The following is a 24,682-nucleotide window of genomic DNA, read 5'->3' as shown; positions in this document are numbered from 1 at the left end:
GGCATAGAAATTATCCTGAGTACCCTCATGGAGTTTTTAGTCTCAGTAATAGACAAAGTTGTACAATATGAGGTTATAAGAAAGCTATTGATTTATTAATTTTAGCCGCTGGGATTTGCCAGCGGCTGAAATTTCAACGATCAACAAGCCTTTGGGTAGATGATGATCCCATTGATCCAGGTAAAGTGGAAGACCATTCCATTCGGTTTCAACTATAAGGGAGTTCTCTGGTGCAGTAATTTTTATCTTTACTTTCGTATTGGGAGGAAATGCAGTACCGCTGTAATTTAGGTTCACTGATTCTCCATGAGAAGGATTAGGGTAAAGTTTCCACTTACCTATTTCCTCCGAGATTTCTGGAATTTGTAGGGCTATGGTTTTACTGTATTCATAGCTACCATCAGCGTTATACATGCAAATGCGGTAATAGGCGCGCAGATCAGCACCCGGTGTTAGTTGGTGCTCAAATTGGTAAAAAGAAAGTTGACTGCTGTTTTCTTTACTGGATATTTTGCCTAATGTTTCAAAGTGTGAAATAGATTCAATAGCCCTTTGGATTTCAAAATGGCTGGATTCTTTTTCCTTATATGTAGCCCATTTTACAATTACTGAAGAGCTGTCCGGATGAATTTGCGCTTGTATTTCTCCCAGCGTAATGGGTAAGGCACCAAAATATTGCACGTTAAATTCATAATTACTGGTACAGGCAAAGGAATCGGTCACGCTTAGGTAATAATCCCCTTCTATTAATTCGCTGATATCCTGCTCAGTACTGTTAAAATCTCCTGGACCAGTCCATGCAAAGGAAAACTCCCCACTTTCCTGGATGTCCAGACTTATTGCACCATTTGGATTTTCATCATCAGTTTGATGGGTGATATTTTCATTTGGATCTATTGTTACTGGAACCTCTACTGCCATATTGAAAGTGTTTTGTGTTCCATTGGCATCAGTAACAGTCAATTCAGCTGATCCGGAGGCACTGAATTGGACAATTGGTTGTGCAATTGTAGCACTGGTACTTTCGGCATTGGTAAAGGCCCATGCATACTGATAAGCTTCTCTTCCTCCATTTGTGGTACTGGTAAAGCTTACCGAACTGCTTCCATTTTCTGGACAGGCTGCACTGTATTCAAATTGAACTGCCAAAGGAGAATCCACAACAATATCTTCTGAAACCTGACATTGGCCGGAAGGATAATCGTTACAGATATAGCTGTTGGAAAAATCATGGTTATTCGTTGTCCAGGTCAGGAGAGGGTCTTGAAGAACAACCTCATTTCCGCAAACCCATGACAGTGGAAATTCGGTAAGGGTTAGGGTATCTGAATTGATTTTAGCGGAAGGAATGGAGCCAAAATAATAATTCAAATACACATTTGATTCCCCCACAATCAAGTTGGCAAACAAGCGACCATTATTTACCGTACTTGTGGAGCTGGTAGTGTACACAAAGGAAACGAAAGTGGTTTGTTCTTCTCCTGAAGTACAGGTTAACAGGGAATTGGTCATGGGAATTCCTGTAGAATCACTAAGGTAAACGGCGTCAATGGTGTAATTTTTAGAGCTGCAACTCTTGTCGCATCCTCGCATGTCCAGAAGATGGGTTTGGTTTTGGGAAATTGCCGTGACGGAAATCCCCAAAAAAGTAACAACCAAAAGCATTATTCCCCTCACTAAGAACATTTAATATAGTGTAAAAAACTATTTTATAGAGAAATACCTCTATTAATTTTTATTAAATGTAAATATACAAAATATAATTTTATAATCTATAGATATCTAAGAAAGAGGTAGAAGTATAGATAGGCTAATTTTATAGTTATTACAGCAGGTCGAGGTCTCTTAGCTCTTTCAAAAGATGGAGGGTGAAAGGATGAAATTGGAGGGTAAATAAACAATGATCCTCAATCCCGTCTATGGCAAAATGACCAAAGCTGGATTGAGGATCTTTTTAATTATTAAATAAAGTGCCTACACACTAAATTAATTTGTCTCAGAATTTAAGCCTACCAAATATGCGGTAAGGTTTGAAATATCTGCTTCGTTCATTTCCAAATCAGAAGGTTTGGGCATGATACTGGTCGCAAACCTTTTTCGGGAAGCAATATCACTGGCTTGTATGTTGTAAACTTCATTTTGCAAGCCTTCCAATACCACAATTGGTCCATCTGCCTGAAGGAAACCAGAAGCTACTGTGCCATCCTTTAAGGTGATCAACCACATCTCATAACCAAAAGCCAAACCCGCACTAGGATTGGTGATGGCATCCAACAAGCCATTTTGATCAAGTTTCGCGCCAATCATGCCTAAGTTCGGACCAATGTTTCGGCCCTCTTCCCCAACTCTATGACAGGTAGCACATTTCCCTTGAAAAACAAGTTTTCCTTTGGCAGCATCTCCTTCCAAAGCGGTAATATTGGCAACTGATAAAGCGGTTGGTTGTGAAGGATTACTGAAATAGTCTCCAGCAAGTACACGGATGGCTTGTTCAGGATTTTGGAAAATCACTGTACTGATTTCTGCTGTTAAATCTGCAGAAAGCGCTTCTTTTTCTGCCAGACCGAGCAACATAAAGCCTCCGGTTTTTTCTTTGGCCATGGCTTTGATAGCATTGATTTTATCTGCTTTTGAGCTGTTTTTGCTTTCTACTGTGGCTTTGAAGGCCAACATATCTTTCTGGATTTCTGGACTGAGATTGGCTTTCAATTCAGGAATATCCATTGTAAATTCATTCCAATCATTGTTTCTTCTGTATCTTAACCACCACAAAGCTTGGTCTTTAGCCCCTGCTATTTCGCTGGCAGCAATTTCCTGCATGGCATTAACGGCCGCTTGGTCATTGATAAACCCAAGGGCAGTTACAGCTTTTTTGCGCTGTGTATCTGTTAACTGTTGGGACATGGCCCTGTCCTTCAATCCATTGATGGCTTGATTTGGATGCAAACGCCAGGTAAGGTCTTCAAATCCTGTACTCCAGTCTAGTGGTTTTGCTCCCAATTCCTGACTAAGGACAGTATAGATTTCTTCTTCTTTTCCATCCATGGCCAAACCAAGCGCTTCAACATAAAAACGATCCTCGCCTTTATGTTGAGATGCCAATTCAATTAAAATGTCTTTCACCTCATTCATAGGCATGTCCCGCATGGCCACAGCCACCTCACGACGTACCGCTGCAGACTGGTCAGAACTCAATTTGCTAGCATAAGGTAAGATATCCGTTTTAACCTGTCTCAATGCCCTGAAAGCGGTTAATCGCAAGTCAGGATTGTCGGCTTCCAATTGGTCTTCTACCACTTGAATACCTTCAGCCCCCATATTGGATAGCAACCAAATTGCCCTGGCCTGGTGGTAAGGGTTTTTATCCTTTAAAACTTCTTTCACTTCTTCAACGGCCTGGCTGCCTTGTTTTGCGAGTAAGGCAAAGCCCGCATTACGTATATTGACAGCAGGGTTTATCAATGCAGCTATTTGTCCCTGGGTAGTGGATAGGTCGATTGTAGGCTTAGGTAAATTTTTTCCCTTAGGAGTAATTCGGTATATTCTTCCGTATCCGGTGCTATCGATCATTCGATGGCCACCCACCATACCATCGTACCAATCTGCAACATAAATGGCACCATCTGTCCCAACTAGCACATCACTAGGGCGAAACCATTTGGTTTTATCAGCATCTGTGGCCCGACTTTTGGCATCTTCTACGTCCTCCTCTTTTAGAGAGGTGATTAAATTATGGCGTTTCATAATAAAGCCAGCACCTACTGGTTCTGGTTTGTAGGCCAATATTACATTTCTACCTGCTTCACTTGCCAGTAAGGTTCCACGGTATTTCTCTCCCATTAAATCACTTTCATAAAAGGTAATACCGGTAGGGGAACCTGAACCTGTATTGTCCCCAAAGGGGATTACACCTGGATCTTCCTGATGCCAATGAGCCATTGCCGTAGTTTGGCCAGGACGACGATCTGCCTGCCATTTTCTGGATCCATCAGTATTGAAATAACCCATATTTCCGCCTTCCATTAACCAGGAAACCCTGACTCCTTTATTGCCATCATCGTCATTGTCATTTTGCCACATATTCCCGTAGGAGTCTAAAGTCAATTCATAAGAATTTCTAAAGTTATGACCCAATACTTTTAGCCCGGTACCATCCGGATTGATCCGCATGGCGATACCACCTACCCATACTTTTCCATCGTCACTGACCATGCCAGGTTCGTTGTCAATCATATGGGGAGATCCTCCATTGTAAAGGCTACCTGAACGCAATGTCCAGCCACTTTTATCTGTAACTATATGGGGTCCGGCATTGCCTGCATTAAAATAATACTTTCCATCAGGTCCTGCTATCATAGCGTGCAACCCATGGTCATGGTCAAATCCACCAAAACCTGTTAAAAAGACTTCTTTATTATCAGGCTTGTCGTCTCCGTCCGCATCCGTATATATTATGACAGAGGGACCACTTGAAACGATAATTTTGTTGCCAATTACAGAGATACCCAAAGGGGCAGTCAAGTCTTTGTCCTGCACAAATACCTTGGAGGTTTCTGCTACTCCATCACCATCTTTATCCTCCAGAATGACTACTCTGTCGCCTTCTTCATGGTGTTTAAATTTTTCCGGATCATTGCGAAACAAACGATAATTGAGCGCTTCTGTAACCCAAATTCTTCCTTTCGCATCTACATCCATGTTGGTAGGATTGAAAAATTGAGGGGATTCAGCCCATAGCGTTGCTTCCAAATCATTGGGTAGATAAAGCTGGGTATTTTCCGAGTAATATTTCTCATCTAGAGAAAACGGCTCTTCCTGAACCTCTTTTTTACAACTTAGGGTAAGCAAAGAGAGGCAGAGTATCATCATACCAAAAAGTCCTTTTCTTAAATAGACAGGAGTTAGATTTAATAATATTTTATGCATTTTAATTTAAAATTATGGGTTATTTTGTTACTTCTATTGATGTATTCTTTTGATTATATGAAATTTTACAGAAGACACTAAAAGTATAAAAAAAAGTTATCAATCGAAAGTTTTGCTTGCTTACATAAAACATATTTTTGTTTTTGCTAACAAATGAAAATAGATGACTAGAGAGAAGCTTAAATGGTTTGAGGAAAGTTTTACTCTACTAAATGATTAAATCCTGATTTAGGAATAGCTTTCTCAATATTTATTCCTGATTTTTTTCAAAAAATGGCAACTTCATGTAATAGCGGGGCATTGCCGATTTTAGATTTAAGGCCGTTCACAAATCCCCTTTAAATTAGATGCGAAAACTCCTCCTTGGTGTTGTGTAAAGCCTTACTATTAATACTCCACTAATTAATTTTTGATTGAAAATCATATAGAAGACTTGGGTGAATGCTAAAAAAACCAATTTTAATTTTAATTAATTAAAATTTATGGTTAATATTCTGTTTATCCAATTCTTATATTTATCCATTATGACAAAACGAAGAGAATTTATAAAGAAAGCAGCTTTAGGTTCGGCCGGAATGACCATAGGAGCAATGGCGTTTAGTGCTAAAAGTTATGGCGCAATAATTGGTTCGAATGAACGTATTAACTTGGCCCAAATTGGCATCAGAAATCAAGGTACCGTACACATAAACAACTATTGTAGTTTGAAAGACAGTCACAATGTGGTTTTGAAGGTGCTTTGTGATACAGATGAGAACCTTTTTGAGGCCAAATCAAAAATAGTAAGCGACAAAACGGGGGTAAAACCGGAAGTGGAATGGGACTTAAGAAAAGTGCTTGACAACAAAGAAATAGATGCAGTGTCCATTGCTACTCCAAATCATTGGCATGCACTGGCTTCGATTTGGGCTTGTCAGGCTGGGAAACATGTGTATGTAGAGAAACCAGCTTCGCATAATATATGGGAAGGAAGGAAAATGATTCAGGCAGCCCAGAAAAGTGGGTTGACGGTGCAGGTAGGATTGACAAACCGTTCCTACAATAACGTCCGAGATGCGATGCAATTTTTGCATGAAGGTGGAATTGGCAAGTTATACATGGCGAGGGTCCTTACTTATAAATTCCGAAATTCATATGGTACAGCGGCAAATGGCACCCCTCCTGCGGGTTTTCATTACAACCAATGGCTCGGCCCCGCTACCTACCGTCCTTATAATGAGAAGAGAAGTCACTACAATTGGCATTGGTACTGGGACACTGGAAATGGTGATTCAGGCAATACCGGTACCCATCAATTGGATATCGCCCGTTGGGGACTTCAGAAAAATGAACACCCCGAAACCATTTATTCTATGGGAGGAATTTATGGCTTCAAACAGGATGATTGCGAAGCTGAAAACTGTACTCCAGCCACCAAAGTTTATGGGGATGTGAATACTTATGGCCATGACAAATCAGGTCAGGAAACCCCGAATATTCAATCTGGCTTATTTAAATATGCCGATGGGACCATGCTTGAATATGAAGCCCGTGGAAGGTATACCAACCATGAAGGAAGTGATGGCAAGGAAGTCGGTAACTTGTTTTATGGGGAAGATGGATGGTTAGAAATCAGCGGCAATACCTGGAGGGCTTTTCACCACCGGGACACGAAACCTTTTGCAAGTTCCAAAGAAGGCGGAGCGGAACAAAAGGCAACCCTCTTTTCCAACTATATTGAAGCAATACGTTCTGGAGACCATACCATGCTCCAATGTGACATGCGAGAAGGCTTTTATTCTACAGCCTTGCCTTTATTGGCCAATATTTCCTACCGAGTCAAAAGAGAACTGAAGTTTATGGGCGATTATGAGAAGTTTGCCAACGATCCTGAAGCTGACACCATGCTTTCAAGGGTTTATCGTGAGCCTTTTGCTGTTCCTGGTCAAATATAAAGGAAAAAAAATTCCCTAATCAAATGCATTGGAGGAGAAAGGTTCTGGGAACAAGTCTTTGTATTTTATAACACTTGGGCTTGTTCCTGATTTTATTATGTCATTAGATTTTTAAACCATTGAAATTTACCGGCAGCAGTACCGTTTTCTTCCAGGCTTATTTTTTTCCTACAATGGTACTATGAGGGCTTACAATTTTTTTTATGGTTTACTTCTAAGCTCTTATTCTTTTGAATATTTTGAAGCTTAATATATAAGGTACACACAAGCATTTAATAAATCCTCCAGATTGCTATTTTGAAAAGACAGGTTGTCATCATTTTATAGCGTCAGGGAATTCATTGCATCTATTGGTCAAAAGGAATAGCTTCAATTTTTTTATCCTAATGAATGATCACGACTTTATTGATAGTGTGTCAGTAGTCAGGATTTTCTGTTTATCAATATAGGTTTTTACGATTAATTAGGTTTTTTTGGTAAAAAATAAAGTTTAAGTGAAAGTACCAGGGCATATAGGTGCCTTTTGGCACATGATAAAATTATTAATTGATAGAAAAATGAGAAAACTTGCGATTTCAATTGGCATCCTCCTTGGTTTATTCTCTTGCAGTGAAAAGTCAAATGAAAATAAAGTATACTTAAGTGATGCTACAGAAAAAATCAAAGGGGAGAGAATAACTGCAATCAATGATGACAACGGACTTGTTGATATTTATTTAATTGATTCTTTGCTTCTTCTTAATGATCAGGCAAGTGAAGAATTTTTTCAAGTTTACACCCATAAGGACTTTAAAAAGGTATTTAGCTTTGGCAAATTTGGAGAGGGACCTGAAGAACTTAGCAGCATGCCACTTATAGTTCCGAGTAGTATTAAAAAAATGGGGAAAGATGGATATAGTTTTTCAGTACATGATGTAAATAAAAGGGTTATAAAGAACTATTCATTAAAGGATATATTTCAAAACAATGATGTTCCAAAAGAAACCTATCGTGTAAATGAAAAAATACTGGGAGGATTTGAACTGTCTTTTTTGCCAAACAATAGGATTATTGGAAAAGACCATTTAAATGGAGAAGGTAATTTTTTCATTTTTAATGAAGATTCACTAACAAAAAATTGGGTTAATTATTTTCCAGACCTGCCAAATGTCAATTTTGATAAAAAGAAACCTATAGCCTATGACAGCTTTTTGAGTTTTAATGAAGAAGCTGGAGTAATTGTTCAATCGATGAAATACTTTAACAGATTGAATTTTTTTGATTTGGATGGAGTGTTCAAGAATTCCATATTAATTGGTGATGAAGTATTGCCAAATTTTTCGAATGATTCCAATTTGTTGATACCCAGTGGGGTGATCACATTTACTGTGGATATGTTTCTGTGCAATGATTACATTTACCTGCTATATGCAAATATGGAAACAGGTAAAATGTTTCAGGGTGATACTGATGATAGTAATCCCTTTAAAGTGCTGCAATTTGATTTTGAAGGAAGGTTAATCAATGCCTATAATTTAGATAGACAACTGTTTTCTTTTGTTATTGATGATCAGGAGAATCTAATGGGCTTAAGTTTTGAAGAGGGTGTTGTAAGGCTGATCAAATATAGCCTGTAATGATTTCATCTAACTTTTTATAGCTGAACATTGCTTTCTATATTGATGTCATTAGTGAATTTTCATGGTGCTAAAAAAACCTAAAAGGATGAAATTTTGTAATTGATATTGTTGAATTTTAGGTATATTACCTAAAACTGTAACCATGAAACTTTTCCAATGCGGCCATTGCCGGCAGCTAACTTTTTTTGAAAACATCCATTGTAGCCATTGTCAGTCCACCCTGGGTTTTGACCCAAATAGTCTTGACCTGCTGGCTCTCGAAGAATCCAATGGCCATTTTACCACAAGGGATGAAGCCAAAGTTCCCTTTCGCTTTTGCGAAAACAATAAGCTAGACGCCTGCAACTGGTTGATACCCCATGAGTCCAATGATCGATTTTGCAGGGCTTGTTCGCTAAATAGGGTTATACCGGATTTGGTTAATTCTGCTTATAAGAAAAGGTGGATAAAAATCGAACAAGCCAAACACAGATTGGTATATGCCTTATTGCGTTGGAATCTTCCCTTTTTTCCGTGGGAAGAATCTTCTGGTAAAGGGCTGGGCTTTGAGTTTAAAGCCAGTCAACAGCAGGAAAATGTGTTGACAGGTCATGCCTCCGGTATTATTACCATGAACATCGCAGAGGCTGACGATGTAGAACGTGCCATGGCTAGAAAACAAATGGACGAAGTTTACAGAACCGTTTTGGGGCATTTCAGGCATGAAATCGGTCATTATTATTGGGAGGTATTGATCGCAGATACGGAATGGCTGGAAAAATTCAGGTCTGTTTTTGGAAACGAAAGCATATCCTACTCCGATGCGCTGGATACACATTACAGTAAGGGAGCTCCAGACAACTGGCAGGAGAACTTTATTTCTTCGTATGCCAGTGCACACCCATGGGAAGATTGGGCAGAGTCTTGGGCGCATTACCTTCATATGGTGGATACCCTGGAGACTGCTTATGCCTTTGGCTTGTCCATAAACCCCAAACTAACGGGGATTCCAGATATTGTTACCACTCAATTTTCGGAGAATGCCTATGGTTTTGTTGATTTCTCACAGCTCCTCAATCAATGGACTTCTTTGTCTTTGGCCTTAAACAGCTTGAATAGGAGCATGGGCCTTCCAGACACCTATCCTTTTGTCATTTCATCCCCAGTTAGCAAAAAACTTGCATTCATCCATGAACTTATCCATAGTTTGGATATGGATACTCAACAAAAAGCTTAAGCCATTTTTTCCTTCATTGGTGTCAGAAATAGGCGATTCCACCTATTTCTGTTAAACCCAGATTTTGTAATAACCTGAGTTCGATTTGAAACCGTCCTAAATAAACAACTATATCGTCACTGAGAACCCTTTTAGTGGGTTTTCTGAGGTGGAAAAGGGAATCGCAGTCTCGACTTGTTCGGGATTCTCACAGCTTTTTCCACTAAAAGTCCTCACTAAGCCTACCAATGACAGATTTTTATAAAACTGAATTAGGTTTAGGTCATATGATAAAATAATTTCCGCCTTGTAGATTTTCGGCGTTATGAAATTTAAGCAGGGATTAGCAAGGACACAGGCATGTTTGACCAAGGTTTATAGAATGAGTACTGGGGAAGCAAGTGGGCAAGTACAAACCTAAAAATCAGGTGTTTGCCTGTGTGAGGGTAGCCTTAAATTTTAGCCAAAAAGATACTCAGCGGTGGGGTTTTCCCTGAGGTCTCAGGACAGGTTGGTTACTTTTTTGATCCCGATTCGTTTCACTGCTCGGGACATGCACTGCAGCAAAAAAGTAATAAATGCAATAGTAAATGTTTTGGCGTAGATATAGGGAATTGAGATGCTGGGCATATTATTAAAGTTTTTGGCAAAGTTAAAGGCATATTTAATATTTATCCGTTCATTTCTTTTCCATTGATGAAAAGAAACGAACCAAAGAAAAATCTAGCCAAAACTAATCTTCCCCCCACAAGGCCCAACGCCGCCTCGTAGTTTTGGCCCGGCCACCGCGCCCCAATATTAATAATTCCGTTAAAAATTACTATCTACCTGAGTTCTATTTTAATATATGGCAATTTGGTTAGTTTGGACGGTTTCATATTTGATTACAGGCTTTTTAGGGAAAAAAGTATAAGCAATCAAGCCTGAGATAATTTTGTGATGAAATTATTAAATGAACGGTGTCGGGAATGTTCAATCTGGCACATATTTTTGAGCTCATCATGCACCGTTTCAATGACAGATCTTTTTCTGAGCATTATCTTATCTTTTAGTTCCATCAGGGTATTTTTCATATTATTTCTGATATTGGTAATCAGGTGAAGGTTATGCATAAACAAAAATTCCGTCAATACTTTGAATATATATCCTTTGTCAGCATAAAGTTTTCCTTTTAATTCATTCACAAATCTTTTATTCTTCAAGGGCTCTCTGTCATCAACATTTCCCTGAGTAATTACAAAATTCAATAGCTCCCCTTTGTCATTGATTATTAGATGAAGTTTAAAGCCAAAGAAGTATCCCATGGTGGATTTACCCAACTGGGCAATGTCTTTGAATACCCTGATTCGCTTGGTCCACTTGTTATTACAAACTCAAATAGGCGTAGAATCAATAAAGGCTATCCCTGTACTATCTCCTAAACAAAAGGTTTTCAAGAATATAGCCATTGGGAATGAGGCAGATTGCATTAGTTCTACAAACCTGTTGTATGAAACTGTATCCTGAAATAAATGTACCATATGAACCTGTACATAATTGATATAAAAGTGTTTCATATTCCTGAAACCTCCGGTATGAAACAGGGCTCATTTCCGAGGTCCTCTTGGGTTTATTTCCTAAAATGTGTTATTCAACGGAATTGTAAAATTCAATGCAAAATTCATCTATAAAATAGAAAATTCCGGTAATTTTGTCATCAGTTAAAGTCATGTCTGAGTAGTTAAGTTGTTGTTTTTCAAACCATTAATTTTACAAAAAGACATGGCTTTTTCTATTTTCTTCAGTAATATTTTTTAAATATTATATAGATATAATATGGTTAATAGTATAAATATTAGTAGTTAAATAAATATTCAAATTAACTTCAAAATTAATTAGGTATTTACCAGAAACACCTCTCATTCATCGGATTTCGTAGATTTTATTAATCGAACTCAGGTTAATAGGATTTCTCCGCCCTGACAATAGTCAGGGGTATAGCCTGTCCCGTGTTTAGGGGAAGTATTGCAATCGGAAGAAAATCAGGCTGTTAGGAGAAGGTATTTCAGCATGTAATAAATTGTCTATTGCATATTTCGGGTTTAAATAAGGGGCACCAATGTGGCGAAGCCTAATGTTAATTTAGTGCTGTATTTCTGAATTTTTTAATATTAACAAAGGGCCATTAAGTTTTTTAAGTTCTTCTGAAGGATTGACTTTATTGTAGTATTTGCCATTAGATCCAAGTAGCAAATCCAAGTCTCCATCTAAATCAATATCACCAATTTCAAAAGTAATCCACCTGGCATCCATTTTGGTATTTAAAATTTTAGGCTGATAAGCATAGGTGCTTTCTTGCTTTAGGTATACGAAATCCTGCCTGCCTGGTAAATCAAAGTCCGGGAAATAGGCTACTGCCACAATTTCAAGTTGGCCATCTTGGTCAAAATCTGCTGCAGCACATTTATTGACACCATTCATTGGAAAAAAATATACCTGCTTGAAGTTATTTTCCCCATCATTTTCAAATATTCTTAGCCCATGGTAGGGTTTTGAAATAGGTGGATAATCCCCATTGTCTCCATTTCCATAAAGAATGTCCAGGTGTCCATCTTGGTTAAAGTCCACTAAATCAAAATGAACAGACCCATAGGTAGGAGGGAACCGGAGAACTCTTTCTTCACTAAATTGACCTTCTCCTTCATTGTAAAAGATAGAAATCCCTTCATCTCCTTGCGCAAAGAGGGCAATAATGTCCTTTTTCCCATCTCCGTTCATGTCTTTTACAACTGTATGAATGGCTCCAGCAACATTTTTTAAGGTGGTTTTTTTATAAGGTTGTTCCGTATTACCTGTGTTTTCGAACAAAGTAAGGGCTCCGGTATAATAGCCAAATTCTGCTACCAGAATGTCCGTGAGCCCATTGCCATTTATATCTTCAAAAACAGTTTGAACAGGTCGGTTCAATTGGCTCAAAAATTTCCTAAAGGAGGAATACTGAAGTTCTCCAGGATTTCTGAACAAGGTGATCAAATCTCCAAATTTATTTTTCCCGGGGGAGAGCCTGAGGGAACCAGCCAGTGTGATGGAGAGCTCGTCCTTTCCAAATGCTACATCTGTGGGGGCAGAAGGAAGAGGGATCATTTGAGAAATTTTGTTGGCATTATTTAAAATGGCCAATGAACCCCGCTCCCCAGAAACACCCCCAATATAGATGCCTTTATGATTGGGAGCTGTTTTTAAGAACGTAATGTTTTGAAGCTTTCTATTTTCTTCTGGTTCCACCATTTCAAAACCTTCCAAATGGCCCATTTCACTTTCTTCCCAAATGGTTTGATTCAAGACTTCGGGCGCTTCTGCTAAATAATAATCTTTGATTTTTTGCCAATCTTCGGAGGAAATGCTAGGTGTTTCAGGAAACATATTGCCTTCCTCAATGGCCTTTCTGTTAATAGCTCCTTCGAGGATTTTACTTCTTGGTACCTCGGCCTCATAAACCCCAAACAACCTCCCCATCAAAGGCAATACCGACCGCTCCCAGGTTTTTTTATCCAGTTCAGAGGGTTCTGGATACAAATGACAGGTTTGGCAATGTTTTTCTGACAGTTCTTTCCCTGAGATGACATTCCTTTCCAGCTGCTTTTGGGTAGCTTCCTTTTCCCCTGTACTCCCACAGGAAGAGTGAAGCAAAAGGCACAAGAAAATTACCCATAGCGATTGGATTTTATTATTTTTCATGAAATACGCATTACCAAGGCCTTTATACTAAATTGGTGTTTCCACCTTCTTTTAGGCTGATATCCATTCCTCTTTTATTTGTTTTCCAGGCACCTGAGGTAAAGTCAGGAACTTTCATGGTCTTCCCCTGTTGGGCTACTGATTGTTCACTCAAAGGAGTAACAGCAGTCCACAATGCAGCATCATACACATCCATTTCCAAAGGCAATCCATTTCTTAGACAGTCAATTAGGCGCCAATCACTGGCCGTTACCCTTTCGTAGGACCTGCTTCCCTTGATTCCACCAGCTTGTGATACTTTCTCCTGGAAGGTTCTAGTCATCTTTGGGGTGTATTTCTCTACAAGTGCTTTGAATTCACTTTCTTCCATATAATCCTCACTAACCGCTATTCTAGGTGGTCGGGCTTCATAGATCCCTTTAGAGCCACTGATCAATTGGAATCTGGAACCTGGTCTGGGTGAGCTTATATCATGTTGCAACATGATGGTTCTCCCTTTAAAAGTACGAATCAGGGTAGTATTCATATTTCCTCTGTATTTAAGCCCCTCATAAGGTTCAAAATAAGGATCCTTTTCTGCCAGCTCTTTCATTTTTGGTCCCATGGTAAAGTCTCCACTGGAGAAGGAAACCAAATATTCCATTTGATCCCCGTAATTAAGGTCCATCATCTGAGCCACTGGTCCAAGACCATGTTGAGGATAAAGGTTGCCATTCCGGCCAATGTTTTCTTTTAAGCGCCAAGGCCGGTAACCGAACCAATTGTCGGCATCCCGTTCCCACCTGTCTGGTCCATTTACCCTATCATGAATGTAATTGCCTTCGCCATGAATCAATTCCCCAAAGAAACCATCTCTTGCCATATTTAAAATGGTGGCTGCCATGCCGTCATGACAAGACCCACAACCCATAAAGCAATGCTTTTTTGTCCTTTCTGAAGTTTCCACCACCTGCCAGCATTCTTCAAGGGAAATACCTACTGGCAATTCGGTATAAACATGCTTGTCTCTTTCCATGGCATATACGGCTATGGGAGCATGGAACTTCCATGGGGTTGCAATGTAGATCAGGTCTATATCATTGCGGTCACAAAGCGCTTTGTAAGCTTCTTCACCATCTGTATAGGTGTCCGGATTATGTCCATAACCTTCTATTGTTTTAAGTGCTTTTTCAATATTTCCGGGAAGAATGTCGCACAGCGCAATAATGTCTACGTTTTCTATACTTGCAAAACGGTTTAATGTTCCTGAACCACGACTGCCCACGCCAATTAAACCCATTCGAACCCTGTCCATTTTTGGTGCAGCATAACCATGCATGTTAAAAGATTGCTTGTGTAACTGCGTTTTTGGGGTTTCAGCCTGTGACCTGCTAGCGCCTACAACAATACCGGCACTAGCCATACCGGCAACTTTGATAAATTCTCTGCGGTTATTTTTCATTTTTCAAGTTCTTTTGAGGTCAAAATAAGTTGTAAAAATTGGAATGGTAAAGAGGATTCCTTCTGTCAATGAAATTTCTTCGTATGCGTTAATCCCTTTACTATATAGTCAATACAAGAGAAATAAAGAAACAATATTCTAAAAATAGTAACGGAAACGTTATCGAAGATTTGTAGAGATTTTTCCAACAGTCACCCAAAATTTCAATCCCTATTCTAAGAAGTTAGGATAGTTGGTGCGCATGGATCAATGCCAATTATAATTTATCCAGGCCTTACAGAATTTTGTAAAATGGATTTCTCAATGTTGTTCGGGTTTAAGCGTTTTTGTCCTAAGCCAATTCAGTTTCCTGATACAATTGGTACATGGCCAAGCAGGCTTCCCCTCGTAAAACATTGGATTCAAGTGCTCTATTTTCATATAACCAGGATTGCGGCTGCAGGTTTCTTCCATCGGATTTATTCATGGTTTGAAGGATTTTCTGTAGGACTGAAATTGACACAATTTGGCCATTATTGTTCAGCTCGGCATTGATGGTGATTTCTGGATTATTGGTAATGTCTTTGAAAATACCCAGCCACAGCTTACAATCTTCAGTTGATAAATGCTCCTGTGTCCTTGCCAAATAGGAATCAAAAAATCCTTTGGTACCCCAAAACTGTACCGCATCAAAAGCTTTATCAGCCCTGTCTATGTCCTTAAAGTAAGTCAGGATTTGATGGTTCTTAATTAAAATGTCCTGGAGTTGTAGCACAGGTACATCCTTAATTTCTACCTGCAATTCCCTGGACAAATGGGCAGCGATACCTGCAACCTGTCCAATTCCCATCCATAAGGGTTCCATTCTTACAGTAGAATAGGCAACATGTGTAGTGGATGCCGCCACCGGAACAATCAATCCCAGGACTTTTTCAGGAACCAGAATCCTGTATGGAATCTGGTAAGGAGAGATTTCATACATCCCTATATAGCCCTCCAATACCTTATTGTCTTTTGATGGAACTTTGGAAACTGGAAAGCTGTCAATTGGAAATTCACCTGTGATAATGGTGTCTTCAAAAACAGTGGTTCTTTGGGCATTCCCGCGCAGGGTAACATCATTTTCGGTGAGGGTGTACATTCCTTTTAGTCGCCTTGCCTCACGAATATACAATTGCCATGGAAAATGTTCGTTGTCTGTAAATTCATCCTTCGGCAAGTGGTATTTCATGGCCAAATTTCTATGTTCTTCCGGAATTTCCGGATCATTCTGAACAAAATAAATCAAGCCTAGGGTCAATTCTCTATGCCTCTTGAATATTCTTTCTCGAGCAGCCCAGTTGGATTCAGGGTAGGAGTAGTTTTCTCCCACAAATGGAAATCCCAATGGTCTTGGATTGATGTTGACATCATACTTCCGGTTTGGTATTTCGGTGAAGGAAAAAACCCGGACCATTGTATCAAAGTGATCTGAATAATAACCATGTCCTTCTTTAAATACCTTGGGGGCACTTAATCTTCCGTCCTTTAAATCATTGAAATATTCCACATAGTTGTTTCTATCATAGCCATGAGGAGGTTCAGTAAGTACATAGCTATTTTCAGGGTCATCCGTCATGCACAAGCGATAGGTATAAGCAGGGAACCTGTTATCTTCTTCACCACTACCTCCTTCCAAAAATGCTTTTTCATTGAAATCAAAGAATATATGGCCTGCATGTGCTTCATTAAATTCCTCTTTTCCTTCTCTACCCAATCTGAATGCCGCACCCGCAAGAGCAAAAACATCCCCTTCATAGGTAGCATCTACAAATACTTCAGCTTTGAGGTATTTATTGGCTCCAATGCTACGGTCCTTGAATCGTAACCTGGAAATTTTTCCGGATTTCATCTCGGCTTCTTCTATTTGGTAATTGAATAGCACCTTGATGTTTTTTTCTTCCGCCACCATTTGGTTAAATACCAGTTCGGCAACCGATGGTTCATAATAATAGCCTTCTTTGCAAAGCAGTACCTCTTTGGCGTTTTCGCCGTATTTATCGGTATAGTATCGTAGCACCTTTTCGGTAAACTCCTTAAAAAGACCAGCAATGGCTTCTTTGTTTTCTATATCACTTTTACCTAACCCACTAGTGGTCATTCCTCCTAAATGGGAATGGTATTCTGTAAGGATTACTTTAGAACCCATTCTTGCCGCTGCAATTGCCGCCATTATTCCGGCTGGGGTTCCACCTATCACAGCAATATCAGCAAAATCTTCCCCTTCCGAATCGGCGTTTTTATATACACATGAAGCAGTTATTCCACTACCCGTAATTAAGGTTCCTAGTGAACTTAATCTTATAAAATTTCTTCTATCCATTTTTAATTCAAGGTTTTAACAAGTGGTGAAACTTGAAGTATTCATTAGAGGCTTTAGGTTATAACCGGAATTTTCAACAATGTATGCCTTAATTTATCAGCTGCAGATTGCTAAAGGAGGCAATTTTGGTTCATATTTTAATGGGCAATAAGGATTTGGATAATTGCATCCAGGGCATGGCTTAAAAACGAAGTGGACCAGGGTAATCGATTAATTTTCGATTAATCGTACTCCCTAAACAAAGCAATAAATAACCATTTACTTTTTCAAGGGAGGCATTTCCAACTTATCCAGATCGGAGATTTTAACCTTTAATACTTCTATTTTTTGCTTTACTGAGCCAGCGAAGGCAATAAGCAAATGGCCATCTTGCTCAATCACATGGGGATAATCGATGTGTCGGCCTCCAGTCAGGTAACCCATCTTGGTAAATACCATTCCATCATCGCTAATGGCCAATGTGAGAGGGTCTCTTCGTTCAGGGTGAGGGTTAGAGACCAATACATACCTGCCATCACTCATTCTTAAGCCATTGAATTTTGATCTTGCATCAGGGAAATTTGTTTTCACGGGATTGCTCCATGTCCTTCCATTGTCTATGGAGAATGCCCTGTAGAGGTAACCACTTTTCCTATTGTCTCTAAAGAGTGCCATAAGGCTTTTTCCGTCAGGAAGCACCCACCAGTAAGGCTCTTCAGGATCCATTTCTGTGGTAGAGCCTGTTACGGGATAGGATTCCCATTGATCAAATCCCTTTATTCCACCAAGCAAAAACTCAATACCAGATTCTTTATAATCATAAGCTCTCCTGGACATTAACCATTCTCCAGAAGGCAATAGTTTTGGAGGAAAATTGTTGATGGCATTTTTATAAACCACTCCTTTTTCTTCCCACGAATTAGATTCTACGTCCCACTTGAAAGCCCAAAGCTCCAGGCTTGGACCAAAAAAGCCTGCTGCCTCATCAAGGGATGCCAGGGCCAGAAGTTCCCCATCTCTATGCCAAAAACCGCGTGAAATCCAACGTTTTCCTTTTTCAGTCCGGGTATTGTAATGTTCTGATTCCGGGCCCGATCCTTCTGGGTAGGAAGTAAGAAAATCAGGTTTAGACCAGCTAAGTCCATCTGGACTAGTAGCAAATTTCACTACCTGTCCAACCCTGTCTTCGACACCTGGGCCATCGCTCCACATCAGCCAGTATTTGTTATCGTAAAAAGTGATATAGGAATGTTGGTTGACACCCCCACTTGTTTTTGCTTCCGAGAAAGTGGGTTGGTTTACCCCTTGAGCCGTCACATCACTTACGAGTGCATGTTCGGATGGAATTTTTGGGAGGTTATCAAAATCAATATCATGGGGATGCTCAAACCAGTCTCCCATTAGCATTAATTTGGAGCTTGGATTTGTTACCGGGTCAGGGTAATCCTCAGGTTTGCTGTTTTCAATTTTTTGAGAACAGCCAATAATTTGAAAAAAAAACAATGCTATTAATATTTTCAAATACTGTTGTTGTATGCTTTTCATGTTTACCGTTGTTACTTTGATATTCTTCACAAGTTTCCACTTTGGGGCAAACGTTATTGGGTTAGGTATCAAAGGTTTACCAATAATATTATTGTTGTTTTGTGATTATAGATCACAAAATAGCTAATTTATATAGGAGTCACAATATAATGTTTCTTCTGTACTTTGTGGAGAGAAATGCGTTTTACCCTACCTGTTTTTCACTGATCCCGTTGAAAAGGGTGAGCCCATTCCTGTCATTAGAAGAATAATTCATAGGACTTTCATGAAGGCACTTTAATGTTCTTAAAACCAAATGTCAATTCAAAAAGTAAAATGTTTTTGTGAAAAATAGCTTTAATATCTTTTGTAAAATGTTTTTTGAGGTTTTAACTGATAGAAACTATTGTTCTCATATATTATAATATTTTATTATTTTAAATAAATATTTTAAAAATTCTGTAAATACTATTTTTAGTTATAATATATTTTTTATTAATAAATAAACATAAAAAAATATATTATAGTGGGGTCGTTTTTCGGTTTTTATTGCTCTTCTTTTAAAGGACCTAAATTAAGCTTTTCCACGAACTAGAAATGAACAGAATAATTAATAAAACCAATTATTCTGTTCAGCCTAAGGTGTCGCTAAGTCATCTGGAACCTCTTGAAGCAATAAAAGGTAAACCTGACAGAGAGATATGGATGTCTTTTGATAAGGGAGATGAATTGGCCTTTAATTTTATTTATCGCACCTATGTCAAAAGGATGTTTCATTATGGTTCACAGATCACCAAAGATGGTGAACTGATAAAAGATTGCATTCAAAATATCTTTATTTACTAACGGCGAAGAAGAGGTTCTTTGGGTGAGATATTATGCATTAAAGCATATTTGTTTAAAATCTTAACCAGAGAAATTGTTAAAAATTTAAAACTTGAGAAGCTTTCAGAAACAAGATATGATGAAATAAAGGAGCAATTTTTCCCCATTTCGATATGCCCTGAGTCCATTTTGATTAAAAGGGAAAATGAGTTGGCCAATAAGGAAATGGTCAGAGAAGCCCTTCAAAAATTAACGTCCAGGCAGCGTCAAGCGATACTATTGTTATATGAAGAGGAGATGACCTATAAAGAAGTGGCCGAAACGATGGAATTTAGCGACGTGAAATCAGCCAGAAAAATTGTTTATAGGGCAATGGCCACGCTAAAAGAGATCCTTGTTGATCAAAAATAAATTCAGAAGAGCGATAGTAATAGGATGAAGTATAAAGATTTTGAATTAGTAGATTTTCTTGCAGATGAATTTTTTATCCTTTGGGTAAAGAATCCTGACAAGAATACCCAACATTTTTGGGAAAAATGGCTAACAGAACATCCAGAGAAACGAGATATCGTATTCAAAGCCATTTCTATAATTAGAGCAATTGGTTATGATGAGGGTGAAAACATGAGTGACAGTACCTATATAGATATTTTTGAAAATGTAATGAATGCTGACAAGGATCACTCACCAAAAAGCAGAAGTTTTTTATCTCCAAACAAAAATAACTACTTAAAAAATATTGCAGCCATTTTCATTTTCGGTTTTTGTGCATGGATGGGATATTACCATACTTTTATTTATTCTGAACCTTCCTCGGTATTAAACGAGGCTTTTATAATAAAAAGGGATACGAGTTTAGGGAATCGTTCCGTCATTACTTTGGCAGATAGCAGTAAGGTTTATCTCAATTCCTCCAGCGAAATCACCTATCCTTCAAATCTTGCTACTGGAGATCGTTGGGTGAAGTTAAAAGGAGAGGGTTTCTTTGAAATAAAGAAAAATGGTAAGCCATTTACAGTTTTAATAGAAAATACCAAAATAGAGGTTTTAGGAACCTCATTTAATGTCAAGGTGGAGGAAGATAAGTTGTCAGTAGCCTTATTGACAGGGAAGGTAATGGTAAAAGATGAAAGGGGAAATCAAGTAGCCCTAAGTCCGGATGAAATGCTGGTAATAGAAAAAAGTGGCGATTTGTTTAAAAGCGAATTCAATAATCTTGAGGTGACAGGATGGAAAAACAATGTGCTTGTTTTTAGCACAGACAATTTCGAGAATTGCAGAAAAAAAATTGAAGACTGGTTTGGTGTAGAATTAATATTATCTGGAACAATACGGAAAAGTTGGGTCTATTCAGGTACCTATAAAAATGAATCCCTCGAAAATGTATTGAGGGGAGTAAACATTACTTCTGGTCTAAAATTTAGAATTGAAGATAGAAAAGTAGAACTGTACAATTAAAACAAAAGACATGGCAAACATTGATTCAAGTTAGTATTACAAATTGCAGGGCCCATTCTGGGGGGAATGAGACCCTGCTTTGAACAGCCTTCCACCAAAAGAGGAAGGCAATAGTTAAGTCGTCTAAAACTTAAACCACACAATATTATGAATAAAGATATATTGAGACAACTCATTATGGTGTCCAAGAGATTGTTTTATGGCTTTGCCATCCAATTGATTTTCTGTACTGTACTGCTGGCAAATACCGGAATTGCGCAGAGAAAGGCAATTGATGAAGTCAAGGTATCACTTGACTTAAAGGAAAAGACATTGTTGAGGTTTTTCAAAAACATAGAATCAAAGACTGATTTTAAGTTTACTTACAATGATGACAGGATCAATTTAAAGCAGAGAGTTTCCATTAGCCAGGAAAACATTTCGGTTTACAAAGCTCTTGAAAATATTGCCAGACAGACACAACTAGGTTTCACACAGGTAAATGATAATATTCATGTCAAACTTAACCCTAGAGAAAGCGTCAATCTTGCGGAATTTGCTGATGTTAAGATTAGCGGTAAGGTAGTTGATCAAGATGGAGAACCCCTACCTGGAGTTACCATTGCTATTCCGGGTACTACTTTAGGTACAGCCTCTGATATTGATGGCAATTATTCGTTAACTGTTCCTGAAGGATCCACATTGGTGTATTCTTTTATAGGTTTTCAATCTCAGCGTATAGTTGTAGGGCAACGAACAATCATTAACATCACACTTGAAGAAGAGGCTGGGGCATTGGATGAAGTAGTGGTTATAGGGTACGGCACACAGAAAAAAATCAATATGACTGGAGCCGTGGATGTTATTTCCAATGAAAAAATAGAGAATCGGCAAGCTTCCACAGTATCTCAGATTTTGCAGGGCCAGTCTCCCGGATTGGACTTTTCGGTAGGCAATAGTGGGTTCGAACCTGGAGCCTCAATGAATATAAATATTCGAGGAATGGGATCCATTAATGGGGGGAGCCCTTTCGTATTAATAGATGGATTTCCGGGTGATATGGATAGGTTAAATCCCAATGATATTGAAACCATATCTGTTTTGAAAGATGCTGCGGCTTCTGCGATTTATGGGGCTAGAGCTCCTTATGGCGTAATTTTAATTACGACAAAAAGTGGGAAAAAGAATGAGAAAATGACCATCTCTTATTCTGGAAATATGTCATATAATGTACCAGATAGGCTTCCACAGCAATTGGATTCTTACACCTTTTCAAGAGTAATCAATGAAATGGGGAGCAATGGAGGAGGAAGAACTTATACTAATGAAGCTATAGACAGAATAGTTGCTTATCAAAATGAAGATTGGGATTTCCTGAAACCTTTATATCCTGCAGATGCCACCCATTATGAAACCTTACCACTCTCCAGTGGTAGATGGGGTAATAACCAAAACAGTCATGCTAATTATGATTGGTATGACGAGTATTATGGGCATAGTCTTAATCAACAACATAACGTATCTGTCCGTGGAGGAGGTGAAAAATCCTCATATTACCTATCAGCAGGCTATGTAGAACAGAATGGAGTATTGAATTATGGGACTGACAACTATAAACGTTACAATTTAATTGGTAAAATCAATACCTCGATTACCGAATGGTGGGATGTAAGGTATGAGGCCAGGTTGATGAAAAGTCCAAGAGAATTGCCTAGCATTTTACCCAATTGGGATTACACCATGATTTTCAGGCAAATTCCGAGAACAGTTCCTACTGAAGCTAAATACACTGGTTATGGAACCTATCATCTCCAATCAAAAATCCCTTTTATTCAGGATAGTGGATCTGATAAGCAAGAAACAACAGAAAATTGGCATACACTCGCGACAGAAATACGACCTGTGAATGGTTGGAAAATTAATGGGGAATTTGCCTACAAAACTGTTGATATCAATCGCACCAATTTATTTTTGACTTTTTACGAACATATGGTGGATAAAAGCTATGTTGCAAATGCCCAGTCCGTTCCCAATAGCATTCAAAGAAGTCAGTTGATCAACTCTTATTGGACCACAAATCTTTATTCTTCTTATGAGCATAGTTTAGGTGGACATAATTTTCTAACCATGTTTGGTATGCAGTATGAGTTGGACCAAACTAGCAGGATTAATGTGAACAAAACAAATTTGATTGTTCCTACTATACCTTCGCTGCAAACTGCCAATGGAGATGCTGTTGCTAGTGAGGTATTAGGACATTGGGCTACTCAGGGGTATTTCGGTAGGATGACATATAATTATAATGAAAAATATCTTTTCGAGGCCAATGCAAGGTATGATGGCACTTCCCGATTCCAAGAAGAAAGTCGTTGGGGATTTTTCCCTTCTTTTTCTTTGGGTTGGAATTTGGATCAGGAACTTTTTTGGGAAGGAATAGAAGACAAGATCAATTCCTTTAAAATCAGAGGGTCCTGGGGACAATTGGGGAATCAACAGGTTAATCCTTATCAGGATATTGCTTTAATACCTCTTCAAACTGGAAGACTAAATTGGTTGTTTGACTATGGGGAAAATAGACCATTAGGCTATACTTCGACACCTAGTCTAGTGAGTCCAAATCTAACATGGGAGACCTCAACGACTTTGAATTTAGGAGTGAATACCAGTTTTTTAAACAATAGATTACAGTTTGATTTTGATTTGTTTGAAAGAATTACGGATAATATGATTGGTCCGTCAGAACCAGTACCAGGTGTCTTAGGTTCTTCGGTGCCCAAATCCAATAATGCTACGCTTAGAACCAGAGGCTGGGAAACATCTGTCAGATGGAATCATGATTTACCCGGTTCGGGGATATCCTATTTTATTAACTTAAATTTATTTGATACCAAGTCTGTTGTGACTGACTATTTGAATCCATCAGGTATTGTAAATGATTGGTATGCAGGAAAAAACGTAGGTGAAATCTGGGGATATACTGCCCATGAATTATATCAGAATCAAGATGAGTTGGATGCTTATTTGGAAAACGTTGATTTATCATTTATAAATAATTCCTGGAATCCCGGTGATTTGAAGTATTTGGATATTAACGGTGATGGAAAGGTCAACACAGGTTCTTCCTCATTGGATGATCCTGGTGATCTGTCAGTGATTGGTAACAGTTCTCCAAGGTATCAGTGGGGGGTAAATGTAGGATTAAGTTTTAAAGGGTTCGACTTTTCTTTTTTATTCAGAGGCACAGCACGTCGAGATTTTTCGGTCGCTTACGGGGGAGAAAATTATATGTTTTGGGGAATTAGAAATTGGCTTTTCACAGGGCTTACCCCTGAACATTTGGACTATTACAGAGATCAACCAGGAGATTCATACACAGGATTGAATGAAGGGCAGGCAAATATTAATTTGGATGCCTACTGGCCAAAACCATATTTGGATCTCAATCAGAACAATAAAAATAGGCATCCTTCAACAAGGTATCTTTTAAATGCTTCATACATAAGGCTCCAAAATGTTCAAATGGGGTACAATATTCCCCGAGGTAATTTGGAAAGGATCGGTTTGCAAAAATTAAGATTGTTTATTTCCGCAGAAAACCTCTTTACCCTTACTGATTTAATTAAAGGACTAGATCCTTCTGCATTAGGCGACCCAAGCAAAATAGGTATGACTTATGGCTCGGATAAAATGATTTCTTTGGGTATCAATGCCTCGTTATGATAGTTAAAAATTATAATTTAAAAT

Annotated in this window: 13 protein-coding genes and 1 pseudogene; 7 read left to right on the top strand and 7 right to left on the bottom strand. The window is 38.6% G+C overall.

The annotated features are described in order from the left end of the window. Positions 1 to 84 precede the first annotated feature (84 nt). Both AC0L7T_RS17470 and AC0L7T_RS17465 read right to left on the bottom strand, forming a co-directional pair. Positions 85 to 1,686 carry a hypothetical protein gene (locus AC0L7T_RS17470; protein WP_473337010.1) on the bottom strand — a complete coding sequence of 534 codons (1,602 nt, stop codon included), beginning with the start codon at positions 1,684 to 1,686 and terminating at the stop codon, positions 85 to 87. A 300-nt stretch (positions 1,687 to 1,986) separates the two neighbouring features. Then, entirely contained in the window at positions 1,987 to 4,926 is a 2,940-nt protein-coding gene (locus tag AC0L7T_RS17465; RefSeq protein ID WP_473337009.1) for a PVC-type heme-binding CxxCH protein, read from the bottom strand. A gap of 524 nt (positions 4,927 to 5,450) precedes the next feature. Here AC0L7T_RS17465 and AC0L7T_RS17460 point away from each other — a divergent pair. The 3 genes from AC0L7T_RS17460 (at position 5,451) to AC0L7T_RS17450 (ending at position 9,695) form a co-directional block, all read left to right on the top strand. Further along, a complete protein-coding gene (locus AC0L7T_RS17460) occupies positions 5,451 to 6,860 on the top strand; it encodes a Gfo/Idh/MocA family protein (RefSeq protein WP_473337006.1) in 1,410 nt (469 codons plus the stop codon). Positions 6,861 to 7,417: 557 nt separating this feature from the next. After that, the gene (locus tag AC0L7T_RS17455; protein ID WP_473337004.1) at positions 7,418 to 8,476 is read left to right on the top strand and encodes a BF3164 family lipoprotein; all 1,059 of its coding nucleotides are present in this window, start codon (positions 7,418 to 7,420) and stop codon (positions 8,474 to 8,476) included. A 145-nt stretch (positions 8,477 to 8,621) separates the two neighbouring features. After that, positions 8,622 to 9,695 carry a zinc-binding metallopeptidase family protein gene (locus tag AC0L7T_RS17450; RefSeq protein WP_473337003.1) on the top strand — a complete coding sequence of 358 codons (1,074 nt, stop codon included), beginning with the start codon at positions 8,622 to 8,624 and terminating at the stop codon, positions 9,693 to 9,695. An 819-nt stretch (positions 9,696 to 10,514) separates the two neighbouring features. On the opposite strand, the pseudogene AC0L7T_RS17445 reads toward AC0L7T_RS17450, so the two are convergent. From AC0L7T_RS17445 to AC0L7T_RS17425, 5 genes and pseudogenes are all read right to left on the bottom strand, one after another. Continuing rightward, positions 10,515 to 11,384 (bottom strand): annotated as a pseudogene (locus AC0L7T_RS17445) (IS982 family transposase). Between the two features lie 411 nt (positions 11,385 to 11,795). Beyond that, positions 11,796 to 13,391: an FG-GAP repeat domain-containing protein gene (locus tag AC0L7T_RS17440; RefSeq protein ID WP_473337001.1), complete on the bottom strand. Its 1,596-nt coding sequence runs from the start codon at positions 13,389 to 13,391 to the stop codon at positions 11,796 to 11,798. 22 nt (positions 13,392 to 13,413) lie between these two features. Beyond that, positions 13,414 to 14,832 carry a Gfo/Idh/MocA family protein gene (locus AC0L7T_RS17435; protein WP_473337000.1) on the bottom strand — a complete coding sequence of 473 codons (1,419 nt, stop codon included), beginning with the start codon at positions 14,830 to 14,832 and terminating at the stop codon, positions 13,414 to 13,416. Between the two features lie 331 nt (positions 14,833 to 15,163). Then, the gene (locus tag AC0L7T_RS17430) at positions 15,164 to 17,173 is read right to left on the bottom strand and encodes an FAD-dependent oxidoreductase (protein WP_473336998.1); all 2,010 of its coding nucleotides are present in this window, start codon (positions 17,171 to 17,173) and stop codon (positions 15,164 to 15,166) included. A 258-nt stretch (positions 17,174 to 17,431) separates the two neighbouring features. Beyond that, a complete protein-coding gene (locus AC0L7T_RS17425) occupies positions 17,432 to 18,727 on the bottom strand; it encodes an exo-alpha-sialidase (RefSeq protein ID WP_473336996.1) in 1,296 nt (431 codons plus the stop codon). A gap of 546 nt (positions 18,728 to 19,273) precedes the next feature. Between AC0L7T_RS17425 and AC0L7T_RS17420 the strand changes: the two genes are divergently transcribed. The 4 genes from AC0L7T_RS17420 to AC0L7T_RS17405 all read left to right on the top strand — a co-directional run bounded on the left by AC0L7T_RS17420 (position 19,274) and on the right by AC0L7T_RS17405 (position 24,658). Next, a complete protein-coding gene (locus tag AC0L7T_RS17420) occupies positions 19,274 to 19,522 on the top strand; it encodes an RNA polymerase sigma factor (RefSeq protein ID WP_473336994.1) in 249 nt (82 codons plus the stop codon). Positions 19,523 to 19,570: 48 nt separating this feature from the next. Next, on the top strand, positions 19,571 to 19,912 hold the full coding sequence (locus AC0L7T_RS17415; protein WP_473336992.1) for an RNA polymerase sigma factor: 342 nt from the start codon (positions 19,571 to 19,573) through the stop codon (positions 19,910 to 19,912). A gap of 24 nt (positions 19,913 to 19,936) precedes the next feature. Next, entirely contained in the window at positions 19,937 to 20,959 is a 1,023-nt protein-coding gene (locus tag AC0L7T_RS17410) for a FecR family protein (RefSeq protein ID WP_473336990.1), read from the top strand. 147 nt (positions 20,960 to 21,106) lie between these two features. Next, a complete protein-coding gene (locus AC0L7T_RS17405; protein WP_473336988.1) occupies positions 21,107 to 24,658 on the top strand; it encodes a TonB-dependent receptor in 3,552 nt (1,183 codons plus the stop codon). Positions 24,659 to 24,682 lie beyond the last annotated feature (24 nt).

The organism is Cyclobacterium sp. 10D3-21, assembly GCF_055809755.1.
This window is presented reverse-complemented; position numbering and strand designations above follow the sequence as displayed.